Consider the following 16,370-nt stretch of genomic DNA (forward strand, 5'->3'; position numbering starts at 1 on the left):
AAATTATATCCCTGGGGACAATGCGTTTTGCCGGCTGCCTCGCCAGGCTCTGATGAACCAGCCAAGCAAGCCGATTGCAAGCACAGTAGCAGTCAAGCTGTTGTATATCCAGAACCAGGTGATTGGAGACCACAAGACGGTAAGGTAGGTCCCGATCAACAACGGCACCGCGCTCCAGTTTCCGGCGGCCACAAGGCGGAAGCCCGTTCCTCCAACAAAGCCGACCAGCGCCAGAACGAGCAGCGCCCCGGGGATGCTGAAGTCCTGAATCAGCGGCCTGAACGCAGTGTAGATGTTGCTCGATTCCCCCACGATAAGATCGATGGCATTCGAAAAAATTCCCGGAATGCGCTGTTGATATCCCAGCATCTCCAGGGGCCCGGCAAATGTCACTTTCCCGAAGCTGGGGTCAAGGGGCTGTGACGTGTACTCGGCCAGCCACTGCGAAAACACCGTCATGTGCCCGAAGGCCGCCGTGACCAGCTTCACGAGCACGATGTTGAGCAGGGCAACGTCGGTCGATGCCATTCGCGCCAGGCCTATCGCAAAAAAGAACGCTGTAACGACTGACGTGAGGGCGGCTGCGACAAGAAGGTGAGGCCATGTAAAAACGGACAACCGGCCGAAGCGAAGCCGTGCGGAGAAATACCCTGCAAGCCACAGCGACAGACTGAAGAGAACGGCCGCCTTGGTGGTCTGTAGGATGGTGACGATGATGGCCGGTACGAACGAAAAAAGGCAAAGTGTCTTCCATAAGCGCTCGTTTCGCAGGATGAAGAGCGTTCCGCCAACGGCCGGTGCCAGATAGACGAACGGGAGCAGCGCCTGGCTTATCGCGGGCGGTGATGGTGCTCCCGTTTCGGCGTAGCGTGCAACGTACAGCTGATTCGACACGACAACGAGCCGCTCTAGGTTCAATACCTCCGTCAGCGGGATGCCAGAGCCGGTGAGATACACGATGTTCGATATTGTGCCAAATACGATCGATACAACGAGGACCGCTCCAAACATCCGGAGCTCGCGGTCCGTCGCTGGCTGGTATCGCACGAGCATGCGGGTACGAAGACCACCGTTTCCGGCAATACCGCCCAGGCTAACGGCGACGCTGGCCGCCATCAGCCAGACGATTGCGTTGGGGCCCACCGGTTCATTTGGCGCAAGTATCAGCGGAGCAATGCCGGCGAAGCACCACCACAGGGGAAAGAAAGCCGCAGGCTGCAGCCACGTGCCCACCGCAAGCCGCATCAGGATGGCCCAGCCAATGAGACCGGTGGAAAGAACGAGCGCCGCAGTCGTCGGACCGCTCAAAGCGGCCGCTCCAGGTGGCGTGGGTTCGCAAGATACCACCGCACTGTCTTATTGATTCCGCTCTCGAACGTCTCCTCCGCACGCCACCCCAGCTCTGATTCGATCAATCCGCAATCGATGGCGTACCGGAAGTCGTGTCCGGCCCGGTCCGTGACCGTGGTCAGCAACTCGTCGTACGTGCCGCTGCTGCGTGGTTTCAGCTCGTCCAGTATGCCGCATATCTGGCGCGCGATATCGATATTCCTGTGCTCGCTTCTGCCGCCCACGAGGTAAGTCTGACCGACTCTGCCGCGGCGAACGACGGTGTCGATTGCGCGGCAATGATCTGAAACATGGAGCCAGTCACGAACATTGAGGCCCGCGCCGTAAATGGGGATCGGCAGGCCGGCGACCGCCGATCGGATGACCGTTGGAATGAATTTCTCAGGATGCTGGTAGGGCCCGTAGTTGTTCGAACAATTTGTCACGACGCATGGGAGCCCATACGTATGATGGTACGCCCGGACGAGATGGTCCGAGCCTGCCTTGCTCGCCGAATAAGGCGAGTTGGGTGCGTAGGGAGTTGACTCGACGAAGGGCGGGTCGGTTTCGTTCAGGCTTCCGAAAACCTCGTCGGTCGATACATGATGGAAGCGGACGGGTCTCGCACGTGAATGACCCGTCCACTCGCTTCGCGCTGCTTCGAGCAGTGTGAACGTGCCCACGATATTGGTGCCGATGAACGCGGCCGGCCCGGAGATCGATCTGTCAACGTGGGATTCGGCAGCGAAGTGCACGATTGTGTCGATTCGACGGTCCGCGACAATCGATCGTACCATCGACGCGTCAGTGATATCACCCCGGACAAAATCGTGCCTGGGATTGGCGATGACCTCATCGAGGTTGTCGAGTGACCCTGCATACGTCAATGCATCGAGCGTCGTGACGCGTGCTTCCGCATCGGTTGCAAGCACATGTTCAACGAAGTTGGCGCCGATGAATCCGGCGCCGCCGGTGATGAGAATTGAGCGGGGCACATGCACTGCCGGTGGTGTCACCCGCGCTCCAGCGTCGAAGTCAGGCGGAGACACAGCGTCGATTTCACAAAAGCTCCAGGGTGGATCTCAGCGCGTCTCGCCATGGCCGGGGTTGTCTGCCGAAGGCCGATGTAAACGCGCTCGTGTCCAGGACTGAATAGCGCGGCCGTCGGGCCGCCGTAGGGTACTCGCGCGTAGCGATCGGACGCACGATGATGGCGGAGTTCCGCCGTTCCTCGAAGATTGCCCTGGCGAACCCGCACCAAGTAGTCGAACCCGAGTTTGTAAAATGGTACGTGCCCCCTACGTCGGCATTGTTGGCAACAAGGGAAGCAACGCGCAGGAGAGCCACGGCAAGATCCGAAGCACACGTTGGACTGCCATGCTGGTCGTCGACTACTCGTATCTCTTTGCCATCGGCGGCAAGTCGCAGCATCGTCCGCAGAAAATTGTCTCCCGTGTGGCTGTAGACCCACGAGGTGCGGACGATAGTGTGACGCTGATTGTGCATCCGCACTGCCTGTTCACCCGCGAGCTTTGATTCGCCATATGCGGAGACCGGGTGGGGCTCAGCGTCGGGAGCGTATGGAGTCGCGCTCTCGCCGTCGAAAACGTAATCACTGGAGATGTGCACGATGGCGGCACCGGCTTCCGCGGCCGACTGTGCCAGGTTTGCGGCCCCATCGCGGTTAACGCGCATTGCGGCATCCCTCGCGTTTTCTGCAGCGTCGACAGCCGTGTACCCGGCAGCGTTGATGACAACATCAGGCCGGGCTCGTCGCGTTGATTCGGCAACCTGCACCGCATCGCCGATATCCAGATTATCCCTCGTCAGCGCCGTAACATCCCAGTCCGCAGCGAGTGCGTGACGTGTCAGCGCGGTTCCCGTCATGCCGCCAGCTCCGACGATGAGCAAGCGCTTCACGCAGTGACCGACCGCTCGCGTGACAGCTGCCTCAGCCCTCCGTACGCGGCGTCCTTTGCGGAAACCGTTGGATGCTGGACGGGCCAGGAAATTCCAATGTCGGGGTCATCCCAGGCAATTCCCCTGTCGTCCGCGGCGTCATAAGGCGCAGTGCACTTGTAGACGACATCGGCCAGAGGGGAAAGCGCTGCAAACCCATGAGCAAACCCGGGAGGAATCCACAACGACCAGAGGTTTTCGTCATTGAGCTCGACTCCGAACCAGTGGCCGAATGAGGGCGACCCGGCTCTGATGTCCACCGCGACATCAAAAATTCTTCCCCTCGCGACGCGCACCAGTTTTCCCTGCGGGTTGTCGTTCTGGTAGTGCAGCCCGCGCACTACCCCTCCAATGGAACGGCTGTGGTTGTCCTGCACGAAATCGCTCGCAATAGCCGACCCTGCGAAAGAGGTCTTGCTGAATGTCTCAATGAAGAAACCGCGGTCGTCGGTAAATATTCTGGGCTCAACGATCAGCACCCCGTCGAGTGGCGTTTGCCGGACGATCATCGCGCGGGAGTGACTGAGCCGATCAACCCGAGGAGGTATTCACCATATGAGCTCGACCCCATAGCTGCCGCGAGACTCTGAAGAGCCTCATCGCCGATGAACCCCATTCGATGCGCGGCTTCCTCGGGCGAGCCGATCTTGAGACCCTGACGCGCTTCGACAACCGACACGAAGTTCGATGCGGCAAGAAGAGCATCGTGGGTTCCGGTATCGAGCCACGCCATTCCGCGACCGAGCGTTTCCACAGTCAGCTGGCCTCTCTCGAGATAGTGTCGGTTGAGATCCGTAATCTCCAGTTCTCCGCGGATTGAGGGCGCCAGCTCTTTCGCCCTTCCCACGACGGTGTCGTCGTAGAAATAGAGGCCTACGACTGCATACGATGACGCCGGGCGCGCGGGCTTTTCCTCGATGCTCCGGGCCCGCCCGTATTCGTCGAAGTCGACAACTCCGTACCGCTCGGGATCCTTCACGTGGTATGCGAATATTGTCGCGCCCTCGCCTTTCAGCGCGGCGCGCTGAAGTTGTTCAGGCAAGCCCTGCCCGAAAAAAAGATTGTCACCGAGAATCAGTGCAGACGATTCATCGCCTATAAAATCGGCACCGATGATGAACGCTTGCGCCAGGCCGTCGGGACGCGGCTGAACTGCGTAGCCGAGCTCGACGCCGAGGTGTGTTCCATCTCCCAGAAGCTCCTGGAAGCGAGGTGTATCCGACGGCGTGCTGATGATCAGGATCTCGCGGATGCCGGCCAGCATCAGGGTGGTGAGTGGATAATAGATCATCGGCTTGTCGTAAACCGGGATGAGCTGCTTGCACACGACCCGCGTCGATGGCCATAAGCGAGTACCGGCCCCACCCGCCAGAATTATCCCTTTGCGACTCATGCCGTCACCGCGAGTGGCCGATCAGGCGCTGCCCTGAGGCGGGCGTATGTCTCGCGGACAGTCAGGACGCCCAGCAGCGAGAGGGAGGCGACAAGGCTCCCCGACATCCACATGATCGTCGGACGGAAGAAACACAGCATAAGCAGCACACCCAGTGTGATCATCAGGTTGCGGCTGTTGAGCGCACGGACGTCGAGGGCATCGAGAATGTTTCTCAGCAGAACGTAGACGACATACGGAATTGCAGCAAGGAGGCAGACACGAAAGACGGGAACGGCTGGCATGAACGCCGGTCCAAAATACCATTGAATCAGCGGCGGTATGACAAGTTCACCAGCCAGCACCCCAACAGTGGCGACAAGAGTGCCCGCGAAAAGGATTCGTGCAGTCATCCGCCGGACTGCCGTAAGATCGCCGGTTGCTGCCTGCGCACTTGCCCGCGGGAGCAAAATCAAACCGACTGGTGTGAACGCACCAGAGATAATCGTGACCAGCGACATCGCTGCCGAGAAATGTCCGGCTGCCACCAGCCCTTCGGTCCGGAGCGCAATAAGAGCCGGGATGGCGAACAATCCAATCAGCGCGAACTCCCCTGGAACCCGCGGAATTCCAAATCGCAGCAGCAGGATGGCGTGCTTACCGAGACCCGCCTCGCCGGCATGCTCGCGTCGCAGTCGAAACGACAGGGCAAAAAGCGCAACCGAGCTGACTGTGATCCAGCCAATGCCGGTTGCCTGAATCACTGCCGCCGCTTCCGAATCGACGACAGCGAAGGCGACCAGGGGAACGATCCCGAGGCTCGCCAGCTGCATGGTGTTGGCAAGACCCATTTCCAGTCGGCCCCGGAACACGGCGTACACCATGCTATGGAGCGAAATGCCGAGAATCGCAAGCGACACCGGCTGCACAAGGTGCCTCAACATCGTACTCCCGAACAGCAAGGCCGATGCGGAGGAGGGGCTCAGCGTGAGCAGAATTGCAACAATGACCGGGGGAATCAGCCCGGCGATCAGTGCAGCGGCCGCGAACGAGCGCTCCGAATGCCCACTCAGTGCACCAGTTCTGGCGATTGCCAGATACCGCGGTGCCGCGATTCCCAGGCCCATGACGAGCGGAAGGTAGAGCAGTCCAATCGCGCGGCGGCTCAGCGCATATTCCCCGAACCCGCCAGGCCCGAGCAAGTTCGCTGCAAGCTTGAGCAACAGAACTCCCGAGACCATGACCACCAGCTCCGCCGCCATCGTCCACGCGAGCTGGACGCGCATCAACGAAACTTGTACGCCGGCGCCAACATGGATCTCTGTAGATTACTCAGATAATTCCCGGGCTGGCGTCAGAACATGGGGTGAGGTGGTTTTCAGATTCCGCACAATCTAAGGCATGCGCACCGGTTCGGGCTATATTTCCGCAACGTTTCGCAGCAACCTTAGTTGAATTCTTTCGCGAGCAGACTGGATGAGACATGGGATGGCGCGCAGATCATCTAGGCAAAGCACTTCGTCCCTCAGCCCTATCCCCCCGGTTGCCGTTGGCCTCGAGGGGCGAGGCTTCCGGACGGGGCGCTGGCAGAAAATTTGCTTCCAGAAGTCCGCGCAGGCTGCCCGCCGTAGTATGATGGGCCCGCAGCTACGCCTCAACCATCGCATGCATTGATGGCAAAACGCTCGACGCTCGCGACACAGCATCACCTGCGTCTGACCTCGTCCCTCGCCCCCGCTCCTGCCCCGGGGCGCTCCGAGTCGCCGTTGCACGTCCGGACCCGTCTGCGGGAAAGGCGGCCGGTATCGGTTAAGCGGCACACGGCGCGAATCGCGGCCCGGTTCTGCGCTCTTCTCATCGGAGATGTTGCAGCAATTGCAATCTGCGCTCTGCTTGCTACCCTCGCAGCCACCGGCGCGACATCGGCCGGGTGGATTAACGCCGAGTTTGCCAGAGCGATCGGCGCCAGTTATGGCGGGGGCGTTGTCTTCGGGCCTCTGCTTATCCTGATGCTTGTGATCACCGGAAGTTACAGCAGGCACCGAAGTCTGAATGGCAGGATCCGCCTGCTCGCCGCCGCCGCTCTCGCTTGCCTTATCGTCCCCTGGCAGCTCGCAAGGAGCGGAGACTTCCCGGGTGCGGTCTTTCTTTATCTGGTGACTGCAACGCTCACCTGGAGCGGGATCCTCACAGTTCGGGCGGTCACGGAAGCCTTTCTGAGTCGCATCTGGCCGGGCACGCGGGGCTCGGCACCAGCGCTCCTTATTACCGACCGGAGCGAGTCGAGTATTCAGCTCGAGCACGCCGTGCTCGCCGCCGGTGGCGACTACTCGCTTGCAGGCTACGTAGCTATCGGCCGTCGTCCCTTTGAAGGAGCTCTGGGTACGATCTGGAACCTTGCCGATATCATCGATGCGCATCGGGCAGAGACGGTCATCGTGTGCAAGCATCTGAACGATCAGCAGATCACAGGCGTGCGCGAGGCCATACTCGCGTCTGGTTGCCAGCTTCTGTACCCCGCGCGCGCAGTAAAAATCGCGGGCGTGCGGCCTGCACTCGTCTGGCACCAGGATCAGCCATTTTTCGAGTTGGGCGCTCCGGTGCTCAAGGCGTCCGCGGTGATCCTTAAACGAATCGTGGATACGTTCGGTGCAGCGCTGGGCTTGTTGCTGCTGTCGCCGGTGTTCGTCATCATCGCTGCCGCCGTCAAGCTCGACTCCCCGGGGCCGGTGTTCTTTGCCCAGGATCGCGCCGGGCTGGGCGGGCGCCGCTTCCGCATGCTGAAGTTTCGGACGATGCGCGTCGGTGCCGATGCTGAGAAGTATGCGTTGTCTCACCTGAATCACAGCGGCGACTCGCGGCTGTTCAAGATTCCCCAGGACCCACGAGTTACGCGGCTTGGCGCGTTGCTCCGCCGGTGGAGTCTCGATGAGCTGCCGCAGTGCTGGAACGTGTTGTGGGGGGACATGTCGCTCGTAGGTCCGAGACCATTTTTCGAGGCGGATTTCGCGAACTACCAGGACCACCATTTCCGCCGGCTCGACGCCAAGCCCGGTATTACGGGGTTATGGCAGGTCAGCGGACGCAGCTCTGTCGTGGACTTCGAGGATGTCGTCTATCTCGATCGTCAGTATATCGAGCAGTGGAGCTTCTGGCTGGACGTGAGCATCATGTTTCGAACACTGCCCGCGGTGATGCGCCGCACCGGCGCCTACTGACCGCTGCTTTCAAATCGCTGCTGCTGACACGCGCCGCCTGACTGGCTTGCGTCGAGTGTTGATGCTCCCGGAACTCACTACATTTGTAAATTCATCGCGGGCACAACCCGCGGCCAAGCAGACCATCCAGGAGTTGGAAATTTGAAAGTATTTGTTACCGGTGCCGCGGGATTTCTCGGCAGCCATCTGGCTGATTCATTCATCGCAAGGAACGATCACGTCGTAGGGTGCGATAACCTCATCGGCGGAGATCTCCAGAACCTTCCGGAAGGCATCGAATACGAGACAGCCGACTGCAACGACCTTGCGGCGATGAAACGGCTCACGAAGGGAGTGGATGTTATCTACCATGCCGCGGCAATCGCGACAGAAGGCTTGAGTGTTTTCTCCCCCGCACTCATCGCCACGCATGTGTACAACAACACCGCCACCGTCCTCGCCGCGGCGGCCAGTAACAACGTCAAGCGGTTCGTCCACTGCTCGAGCATGGCGAGGTACGGGAACGGGCCCGTGCCCTACGTTGAAGACCAGCCACTGGAACCAACGGATCCCTACGGCATCGCTAAGTACGCCAGCGAATTACTGGTGCGAAACGTCTGCGAGACCCACGGAATGGAGTACATGATCGCGGTTCCGCACAACATCATCGGACCGAAGCAGAAGTACGACGATCCCTACAGAAATGTCGCCAGCATCATGATCAACCGGATGTTGCAGGGTAAGCAACCGCTGATATACGGCGACGGCGGGCAGAAGCGTTGTTTTTCCTTCATTCAGGATTGCGTCAACCCCCTTATCAAAATGGGAACGCTGCCTGATGTAGCCGGCGAAACGATCAACATCGGACCCGATGAAGAGTACGTGTCGATTCTCGAGCTCGCGCAATTGATCGGCGAAATTCTGAATTTCCCTCTCGACCCGATAATGGTTCCCGAGCGACCGCGCGAAGTGCGCTACGCGACATGCTCGGCCGACAAGGCACGCAGGCTGCTGGATTATCGCACCACGGTCAGTCTGCGGGATGGGCTCCAGTCGATCATCGACTGGGTAGCCGCCAACGGAACGAAGCCGTTCGAGTACCACTTGCCGATTGAAATCGACTCTCCTCTCGTACCCGCAACCTGGACTGCACGGTTGCTCTAGCACGCCTCGGCCACCTGTCTCGCGCTGAGACCCGGATGTGACCGAATCGCCCCCAACCGGGCGCCCCCTTCGTATCGGCATGCTGGGACTCTATGGCATGCCGATGCCCAATCTTCATTTCACCGGTTTTGAGACCGGCTTCGGTGAGATAGCGCCGCGACTCGCTGAAGCGGGTCACGATATCGTGATGTACTGCAGGCGCGGCTCGTTCCCGGCCGAAATCCGCCTCCCCAGTTACAAGGGCGTTCGACTTGTGTACGTGCCGTCCCCTGGCGGAAAAAACTTTTCCGGGGTGATTTCCACATTCTTCGCAATGCTCCATGCACTTGCTGTCGGACGGTACGACGTCTTCTTCTTCGTGAATGTGGGAATGGGACATCACGCGGCAATTTGTCGGCTGTTCGGAAAAAAGGTTGTCATGAATGTCAACGGCCTCGACTGGACCCGCGCAAAGTGGGGGCCGGTAGCCCGCTGGTATTTTCTTTCGGCCGCGAGGTCTGCCGTGCGATTCTGCAACGAGCTGGTTACGGATGCCGAGGCAATGCGGCAGTTCTACCTTGAGCGTTTCAGCAAGCAGACGACGATGATTGCATACGGCGCGCATGTCGAGGTCTCGGCGCGACCCGAACTGATCTCGCAGTTCGGTGTTGCCGCGGATGATTACTACCTGATTGCCAGCCGCTTGATTCCTGAAAACCATGCGGATCTCATTGCGCGTGCGTTCCTTGCCTCCGGCACGAAGAAAAAACTGTTGATCGCCGGAGGTGCCAACTATGATAGCCAGTTCCACCGGGATCTTCAGGCAATGGTCGGCGATCGAATCATCCTTGCCGGTCACATCAACGATCAGGATGTGATCCGCGAGCTGCACTGTAACTGTTTTGTCTATGTACACGGTCACTCGGTGGGGGGCACCAATCCCTCGCTGCTGAAAGCAATGGGGTATGCGAACTGTATCCTCGCGCTCGACACGGTATTCAACCGGGAAGTGCTCGCCGACGGTGGAGTTTTCTTCCCGCGCGACGAGACCATACTCGCCGCGCAGATGCAGGCGCTGGAGGGTGATCGCTCCCGCGTAATGCAACTGAGGCAGATGGGACCCGAGCGAATATGGGACAACTATACCTGGCAGAAGATTGCCAGTCAGTATGATGCTTTGTTCATGGAAGTCGCCGCACGGTGATTGCCGGTGAAGGCTAAGCCCGGATGGCGCAAACCTGGCCAGTAACGCGGAGGAAGCTCATGGCGCTGCGCATCGCGGACGCCCTGGGCGTTGCAGGCTCGCTGATACCTCGTCTCATTTGGCGTCCGAGGCGGGACACGGGGCAGGGAATCAGGAACATTCTTGTCATTGAACCCTGGCTCATTGGAGATGTCGTTCTTGTCACTCCTGTGCTCCAGGCCCTGCGCGCGCGATTCCCCGACGCGCGACTTTCGCTCCTCGGCAAGCCGCACGCGGCAGAGCTGCTGCGGAACAGCGGTTTGGTTGACGACGTTATCGAGTTTGATCTGCCGTGGACGGCAAACACTCACAAGTACCGGGCGAGCCGCTACGATCGGCGAGCTATCCGTAATCTCCTCGGCCGTCTAAGACAGTCTGAGTTTGATGTGACCATCGACTGCCGCATGGACATTCGCAGCAACCTGGTTGCATTCGCCACGGGCGCCCCGCGACGAATCGGATATGACTTTGGAGGCGGGAGCTACCTGCTCACTGACGCGCTGACTGCCGCACCCGATGATCACCACAAGGTCGACGACTGGCTCGCGCTTCTTGGCCCTCTTGGCGACAGCGGTCACCGCGGGCATGTCTCATCAACCGCCGCTGGGACGAGCTACAGGCCCCGCTTGTCTGTCACGCCGGGTGAGCGCGCGGAGGCGGTGCGACGGCTGCGAGCACTCGGTTACATGGAAGGGGATGTTGTTGTTGGCGTTCACCCGGGCGCGAGCCAGCCACGCCGGAGGTGGCCTCTGGAAGATTTTGCATGGGTCATTGATTCGCTCGTCGCGCGGGATAGTAAAACTGTTCCGGCTCCGGCATCTCTTGAGTCGTCGCAAGTGCGCGCGGGCACGGTCAGGGTGTTGGTGTTCGTGGATCCCGAGAACTATGGCGCGGACATGCAACTCCAGACAGACGCACGGTTCATCCGCACATCTCTGCGTGAGATGATGGCTGCGTTCACCCTTTGTGACGTCGTCATTTGCAACGACAGCGGACCAATGCACATCGCTGATGCGTTGCAGGTGCCGGTGATCGGCATCTTCACCACGGGGAACCCGGTCTGGCATCGTCCATACGGTGAGCATCAGATAACGGTCGGACACGGAACCGGCCACGACTTTGTTTCTTATCCTGACCGGGCCGCTGTGCTCGATGCGGCCGAGCGACAGTTGAAACGGTCCCTCGAGACGCGCAGTGTGCGCCCGCCGGCGTGACAATATGAGCAAGGATCGTGTGCACCTGAGGGTCTCATACGAGTTCCTGGTACACGGCGACCGTGCCAGCGGCAGAGCGCGACCATTTGAACAGCTTCGCATGTTCGTGGCCCCGCGTTGCATGTAGTTCGCGGGTACCGATGCAGTGTGCGATTCCATCGGCGATGGCCGCCGTATCCAGTGGGTCGACAAGTGTTGCAGCGCCGCCAGTGATTTCTGGAAGCGCGCCTGCATAGGATGCAACAACGGGCGTTCCTACCGCCATCGCTTCAAGGGCTGTGAGGCCGAACCCTTCGTGAAGTGAAGGCAGTGCCAGACAGGACGCCCGCTGGTACAGCGCACGGAGCTGGACATCCGACACCTTACCGATTCGATGAACTAACTGTCCGTCGGCGCTCTGTGTCGCTGCCCCCCACCCACCCGCACCGACCAGGACGAGCCTCTCGTCGAAACCCCGCTGCCGCAAAAGCAACATCGCGGCAATGAGACGCGCGAGATTCTTGCGAGGCTCGGGTGTACCCACGAACAGGACGTAGGGCCCGTCGATTGCATCGGCAACGGCCGGCTCTGCGAAGGGCCCAAAGAAAATATCGTCAACGCCGTTATGAACGACCCGAATTCGATCCGCCTCAAGCTTCAGTAGCGACTTCAGGTCGTCTGCCGTTTTCTGCGACGGCGTGATGATTCTGTCAGCTGCATCGAGAACCTTTCTCAGTGTCAGCCGGCTGTAGATGCGGCTCCACGGGGTGGTTGTTTCGGGATACAGCAGGGGTACCAGATCGTGCACCGTGATAACCAGCGGCGGTTTCCCTCGCGCAAGGGGGCCGCGGGGAATTGGCACGTGATACACGTCGGCTCCGAGCAGGCGTGCGCGCCTCCTGCCCGCCCACGGATACCAGTGGAAATCCTGCCGCAGCGTCAGCATTCGTTTCGCCGTCGTTCCCCGTGCAACCACCTCGCCACCACCCAGTTCAATCACCGAAACGTCATCGCGCTTTCTGAACTCGGCGGCCAGGCTTCGGCCGTATCTTGCAACCCCTGCGTCCGACTGACGTGTGTGCTCCGCGTCAAGAGCGACAACAACTGGTCTCATGGCGCGCGACACGCGTCCATGCGAATTACGACTGCACGGTCATTGAGCGGGTCACGGCTGCAATCGGTCATCTGCGATCGACAATGTACACACTGCTGTGCACCTCGGATGCCTGTCGATACATTTCGCGCCATGAACGCCATTCGGTGTCAGGATCCTTGTTGCCCGTCCAGCCCGCACTGACGCGCGTTGACGCCTAGCGTGGCGGGCGCAACTTCGCAGAGAGTTGCGCGAAACAGCGCGCTCTATTTCTCATCGCTCGCACTTCCCGCCGCAGCGGCAGTTTTTCTGGTACCGGTGACAATCCGGGCACTTGGTGCCTCCAGGTTCGGACTCCTGGCGCTGGCATGGGCGGTAGCGGAGGGGAGCGGAATGTTCGACTTCGGACTGGGACGCGCAACTGTCCGGTTCGTGGCTGACGCGACGGAAAGAAGCCGAGACCGGCTAAGGGAAGTAGTGTTTGGGTCCCTCTTGTTTCAGGCTGCGGCCGGGCTGGTCGCGGGATTACTGCTTTTTTTCCTTGCTCCAATTCTCGTAACCCGCGTATTCACGATTCTTCCGGCGGCCATACCCGAAGCGACCGCCATGTTCCGGGTGCTCGCCTTTCATCTTCCCGTTCTCCTCGCGGCGGCTGCCTTGCGAGCGGCTCTGGAGGGTGCTCAGCGCTTCGACCTCAGTGCCGTGTTGCGCATTCCGAGCGGACTTGCTTCAGTGGGTGTTCCGGCCTTTGTTGCCTCTGCAGGATATTCCCTGTCCGTCATTCTGTGGTGGCTGCTCGCCGTTCGTGTTACGCTGCTGCTGATCAGCGCGACCGCCGTAAGCAGGTCGCTGCTGCGAGGGCGGTGGGGCCTTCCCGCAGGATTTGAAACGCTGCGTGAGATGCTCGGATATTCCGGATGGGTCGCCATTTCTACCGCGCTCGGGCCTCTGCTTGGGAGCTTCGACAGATTCGTCGTGGGGTCGGCGGTGGGCGTGACCGCTCTCGGGTACTACACGGGCGCTGCTGAGGCGGCGAATCGCTTTCTGCTCATCCCCGTAACGGTTTTCAGCGCGTTACTGCCTGCACTTGCGGCGACCGATGCGAGCGGGTCGCGGGCGCGCGCACTGGCTGTGACCCGTGCCTCCCGACGACAAATGGCCGCGCTGCTGTTTCCGCCGTGTCTGCTGTTGTTTGCCTTTGCTCCCGCCGTGCTCGAAACCTGGCTCGGCTCGGAGTTCGCGGTTGCGGCGGGTGACGCTCTCCGCATCCTCGCGGCAGGAGTGTTCCTGAACGGGCTGGCGCATCTGCCGCTTGCTCTGCTGTATGGATCGAACCGGCCCGATCTTCCCGCAAAGATTCATCTGGCCGAGATTGTCATTCATCTGCCGCTGACAATAGGTCTCGTGCGTGCATTCGGGATAACCGGAGCAGCTCTGGCGTGGACAATCAGATGCGTAACCGACCTTGTGTTATACGAATTGGTCAGCCGGCGGACGCTCGGACGCTGCGAAGCGGATACCGCGGAACGTGCGCGCACCGTGCGGTTACTGTGGACGGTTGCAGGGCTCTCAGCCGCACTTGCCTGCGCCGTCCGACTCGCGGGTGCATCGCTGCCGGCGGCACTCACGCTGATGGTGATTGGTCTAATGTCATACACTGCACTTTCGTGGATGACAGTTTTGAGCGGTGAAGAGCGGAGAGCGTGGCTGGGCACGTTGTCGCGGACTCGCGCGGGCGGGGTCTAGGGGATGGCACAAAGTTGGGTTGCTACACCCTGGAAGCGCCTCAAGCTCGCGAGCCTCAATGCAATTTCACGAGCGACGCGTCCGCTCGTACGTGGCGCACTTGCAACATCTGCGGAGCCCCGGGATGTTCGCCGCATACTCGTGGTGGAGCTCTGGAATATCGGCGACGTTGTCCTCACAATACCGTTTCTCGCGCAGCTTCGAGCTCGTTTTCCGGATTCCAGTATCACTCTTCTTGCGCGTTCGCACGCTACGCAGATTCTGCGCGGGATGGCGCTGGTGGATGAGTTTCTCGTTACCGAGACAGAGCCGGCGGCGAGCTGGCTCACCTACAGCTCATCCGCGCTGAATCCAGCCGACTTGCGGCGGTTTCGCAGGCGTCTCAAAGAGCGTGATTTCGACATTGCATTTCAGAGCAGGATGCACGTTCGCGAGCATGTAATCCTCGCCATGTCTGCCGCCCGCCGACGGGTTGGTTACGCTTTCGGGTACGGCGATGACATGTTGACCGACGCATTGCCGGCGGATGATCCAGCCCGTCACAAAGTCTCCGACTGGCTCGAACTGCTGAAGCCGTTCGGGGGTGCGATGGAAATCGTCACCCCGATGCTGCATGTGTCAGCGGCCGAGCGGCGGTGGGCAGCCGAGTATCTCACCGATCGCGGAGTTGCGCCAACTGACACTCTCATCGGCATTCATCCCGGCGCAAGTATTGTTGCGAAGCGGTGGCCACTGGAGCGTTTCGCTCAAGTGGCCGAGGCATTGTCTGCCCACAGCGGGGTGCGCCTGGTCACATTCGTCGAACCTGGTGGTTACGGAGCCGGGTTAGCAAGCGACTACGGCGCGGTTACGGCCAGCGTAACACTGCGCGAGCTTATTGCGCTGGTGGAGCGATGCACTGTTGTCGTTTGCAACGACAGCGGACCGATGCACATCGCGGGAGCGCTGGGGGTACCAACGGTCGCAGTTTTCGGACATGGAATAGCGCGATGGTTTTCTCCCCTGGGCGAGGGGCATGAAGTTGTAAGCGCTGACGAAGCCGCGCGGGAGTCCAGCGATGGCAACCATTCCCTAACACGGTCAGCGCTCGAAGCGATCCCCGCAGCATCGGTTGTTCGGGCCGTCGAGCGAATGCTGAGTAAGCGACGGTTGGACGCTGAGTTCCAATGAGCCTTAGATTCGGCCCGTATGGGCACGCCCCGACATCAGTGCATTTGGCCCCTGCAGATCGATCGCAGACTTCCACCTGACACCTCCGGTAAATGACGCAACTGGCCAGTCGAATACGCCGCGGTCTGGGCGGCTCCGCCCTCCTTCCGCTCGCTTTTGTGGTCTGGCGAAATATGAAGGGCTGGAGTCCTCAGCTTGCCGTGCGAAACAGGCGAGCACGGCTGGCCTCCAAGTTACCGATACCTCCCGGGCGCCTGATTTTCAGCGCCACGGGCACCCGAGATGTTTCCTGGTTTTTGCGCACGGGCGAGCTGACAGTACAGAGCTTGCGTGAGGCCCTCGATGATTTGAAGCGTCCCATTGAATCGTTTCGTGCGGTGCTCGACCTGGGGTGCGGCTGTGGCCGCGTACTGCGACAATGGTCGGCGGTGTCCGGCCCGCATTTTTTCGGAACGGACTACAATCCCGATGGAGTAAAATGGGCGGCTGAAAATCTCGAGGGCATTAACCTCAGCACCAACGGAATCGAGGCGTCGTTGCCATTCGCCGATGCAATGTTCGATCTGGTCTACGCCATTTCGGTGTTCACGCACCTGCCTGAAGCCTTACAACGCCCATGGATTGCCGAGCTGCACAGGGTTATAGAGCCTGGCGGAGTGTTGCTGCTCACGCTCAGCGGCGAGGGAGATGCCGAGAGGGTAACAGACGCCGAAAGGGAGCGGTTCAATCAGGGTGAGCTCATCGTCGTCGACCCGCAGTATGCCGGCACCAACATGTGCGGCGTGTACCATCCGGCCTCATATGTGAGAACGCACTGGGGTGATCTGTTCGGCATCCGCAGGATTTATCCTCAAGGCGCGCTGGGTGTACCCAGGCAGGATCTGTACGTGTTCGAGAGACTTCAATAGCAGCGGCCTACCGTTCG

The 16,370-nt window shown here is 60.3% G+C and carries 14 protein-coding genes; 7 read left to right on the forward strand and 7 right to left on the reverse strand.

Annotated features, from left to right (window positions below; all coding sequences use genetic code 11):
• Positions 1-3: 3 nt before the first annotated feature.
• From WKF55_06340 to WKF55_06365, 6 genes are read right to left on the reverse strand one after another with little or no spacing between them, the layout of a single operon-like run.
• Entirely contained in the window at positions 4-1,308 is a 1,305-nt protein-coding gene (locus WKF55_06340) for an O-antigen polymerase (protein MEJ7759196.1), read from the reverse strand.
• The gene (rfbB, locus tag WKF55_06345; protein MEJ7759197.1) at positions 1,305-2,345 is read right to left on the reverse strand and encodes a dTDP-glucose 4,6-dehydratase; all 1,041 of its coding nucleotides are present in this window, start codon (positions 2,343-2,345) and stop codon (positions 1,305-1,307) included. Before rfbB ends, WKF55_06340 begins: the two co-directional genes overlap by 4 nt.
• Positions 2,346-2,388: 43 nt before the next feature.
• A complete protein-coding gene (gene rfbD / locus WKF55_06350; protein ID MEJ7759198.1) occupies positions 2,389-3,249 on the reverse strand; it encodes a dTDP-4-dehydrorhamnose reductase in 861 nt (286 codons plus the stop codon).
• A complete protein-coding gene (gene rfbC / locus WKF55_06355) occupies positions 3,246-3,797 on the reverse strand; it encodes a dTDP-4-dehydrorhamnose 3,5-epimerase (GenBank protein ID MEJ7759199.1) in 552 nt (183 codons plus the stop codon). The genes rfbD and rfbC overlap by 4 nt, the downstream gene beginning before the upstream one ends.
• Positions 3,794-4,681 (reverse strand): glucose-1-phosphate thymidylyltransferase RfbA, encoded by an 888-nt coding sequence (gene rfbA / locus WKF55_06360; GenBank protein MEJ7759200.1) that lies wholly within the window; start codon positions 4,679-4,681, stop codon positions 3,794-3,796. The genes rfbC and rfbA overlap by 4 nt, the downstream gene beginning before the upstream one ends.
• Positions 4,678-5,946, reverse strand: a complete 1,269-nt coding sequence (locus WKF55_06365; protein ID MEJ7759201.1) for a lipopolysaccharide biosynthesis protein — start codon at positions 5,944-5,946, stop codon at positions 4,678-4,680. Before WKF55_06365 ends, rfbA begins: the two co-directional genes overlap by 4 nt.
• A gap of 387 nt (positions 5,947-6,333) precedes the next feature.
• On the opposite strand from WKF55_06365, the gene WKF55_06370 reads away from it, so the two are divergent.
• The 4 genes from WKF55_06370 (at position 6,334) to WKF55_06385 (ending at position 11,457) form a co-directional block, all read left to right on the forward strand.
• Positions 6,334-7,878 (forward strand): exopolysaccharide biosynthesis polyprenyl glycosylphosphotransferase, encoded by a 1,545-nt coding sequence (locus WKF55_06370; protein ID MEJ7759202.1) that lies wholly within the window; start codon positions 6,334-6,336, stop codon positions 7,876-7,878.
• Positions 7,879-8,019: 141 nt separating this feature from the next.
• Entirely contained in the window at positions 8,020-9,021 is a 1,002-nt protein-coding gene (locus WKF55_06375) for an NAD-dependent epimerase/dehydratase family protein (GenBank protein MEJ7759203.1), read from the forward strand.
• 37 nt (positions 9,022-9,058) lie between these two features.
• Entirely contained in the window at positions 9,059-10,204 is a 1,146-nt protein-coding gene (locus WKF55_06380; GenBank protein ID MEJ7759204.1) for a glycosyltransferase, read from the forward strand.
• 59 nt (positions 10,205-10,263) lie between these two features.
• Complete coding sequence (locus tag WKF55_06385) at positions 10,264-11,457, forward strand: glycosyltransferase family 9 protein (GenBank protein MEJ7759205.1); 1,194 nt, start codon at positions 10,264-10,266, stop codon at positions 11,455-11,457.
• Between the two features lie 34 nt (positions 11,458-11,491).
• Here WKF55_06385 and WKF55_06390 read toward each other — a convergent pair whose 3' ends face one another.
• Positions 11,492-12,550 (reverse strand): glycosyltransferase family 1 protein, encoded by a 1,059-nt coding sequence (locus WKF55_06390; GenBank protein ID MEJ7759206.1) that lies wholly within the window; start codon positions 12,548-12,550, stop codon positions 11,492-11,494.
• 201 nt (positions 12,551-12,751) lie between these two features.
• Between WKF55_06390 and WKF55_06395 the strand changes: the two genes are divergently transcribed.
• The 3 genes from WKF55_06395 to WKF55_06405 all read left to right on the forward strand — a co-directional run bounded on the left by WKF55_06395 (position 12,752) and on the right by WKF55_06405 (position 16,353).
• The gene (locus WKF55_06395) at positions 12,752-14,275 is read left to right on the forward strand and encodes a flippase (protein ID MEJ7759207.1); all 1,524 of its coding nucleotides are present in this window, start codon (positions 12,752-12,754) and stop codon (positions 14,273-14,275) included.
• A gap of 3 nt (positions 14,276-14,278) precedes the next feature.
• A complete protein-coding gene (locus WKF55_06400; protein ID MEJ7759208.1) occupies positions 14,279-15,445 on the forward strand; it encodes a glycosyltransferase family 9 protein in 1,167 nt (388 codons plus the stop codon).
• A gap of 92 nt (positions 15,446-15,537) precedes the next feature.
• The gene (locus WKF55_06405) at positions 15,538-16,353 is read left to right on the forward strand and encodes a class I SAM-dependent methyltransferase (protein MEJ7759209.1); all 816 of its coding nucleotides are present in this window, start codon (positions 15,538-15,540) and stop codon (positions 16,351-16,353) included.
• The last annotated feature ends 17 nt before the right edge of the window (positions 16,354-16,370 follow it).

Source organism: Gemmatimonadaceae bacterium (assembly GCA_037721215.1).
Lineage (GTDB): Bacteria > Gemmatimonadota > Gemmatimonadetes > Gemmatimonadales > Gemmatimonadaceae > UBA4720.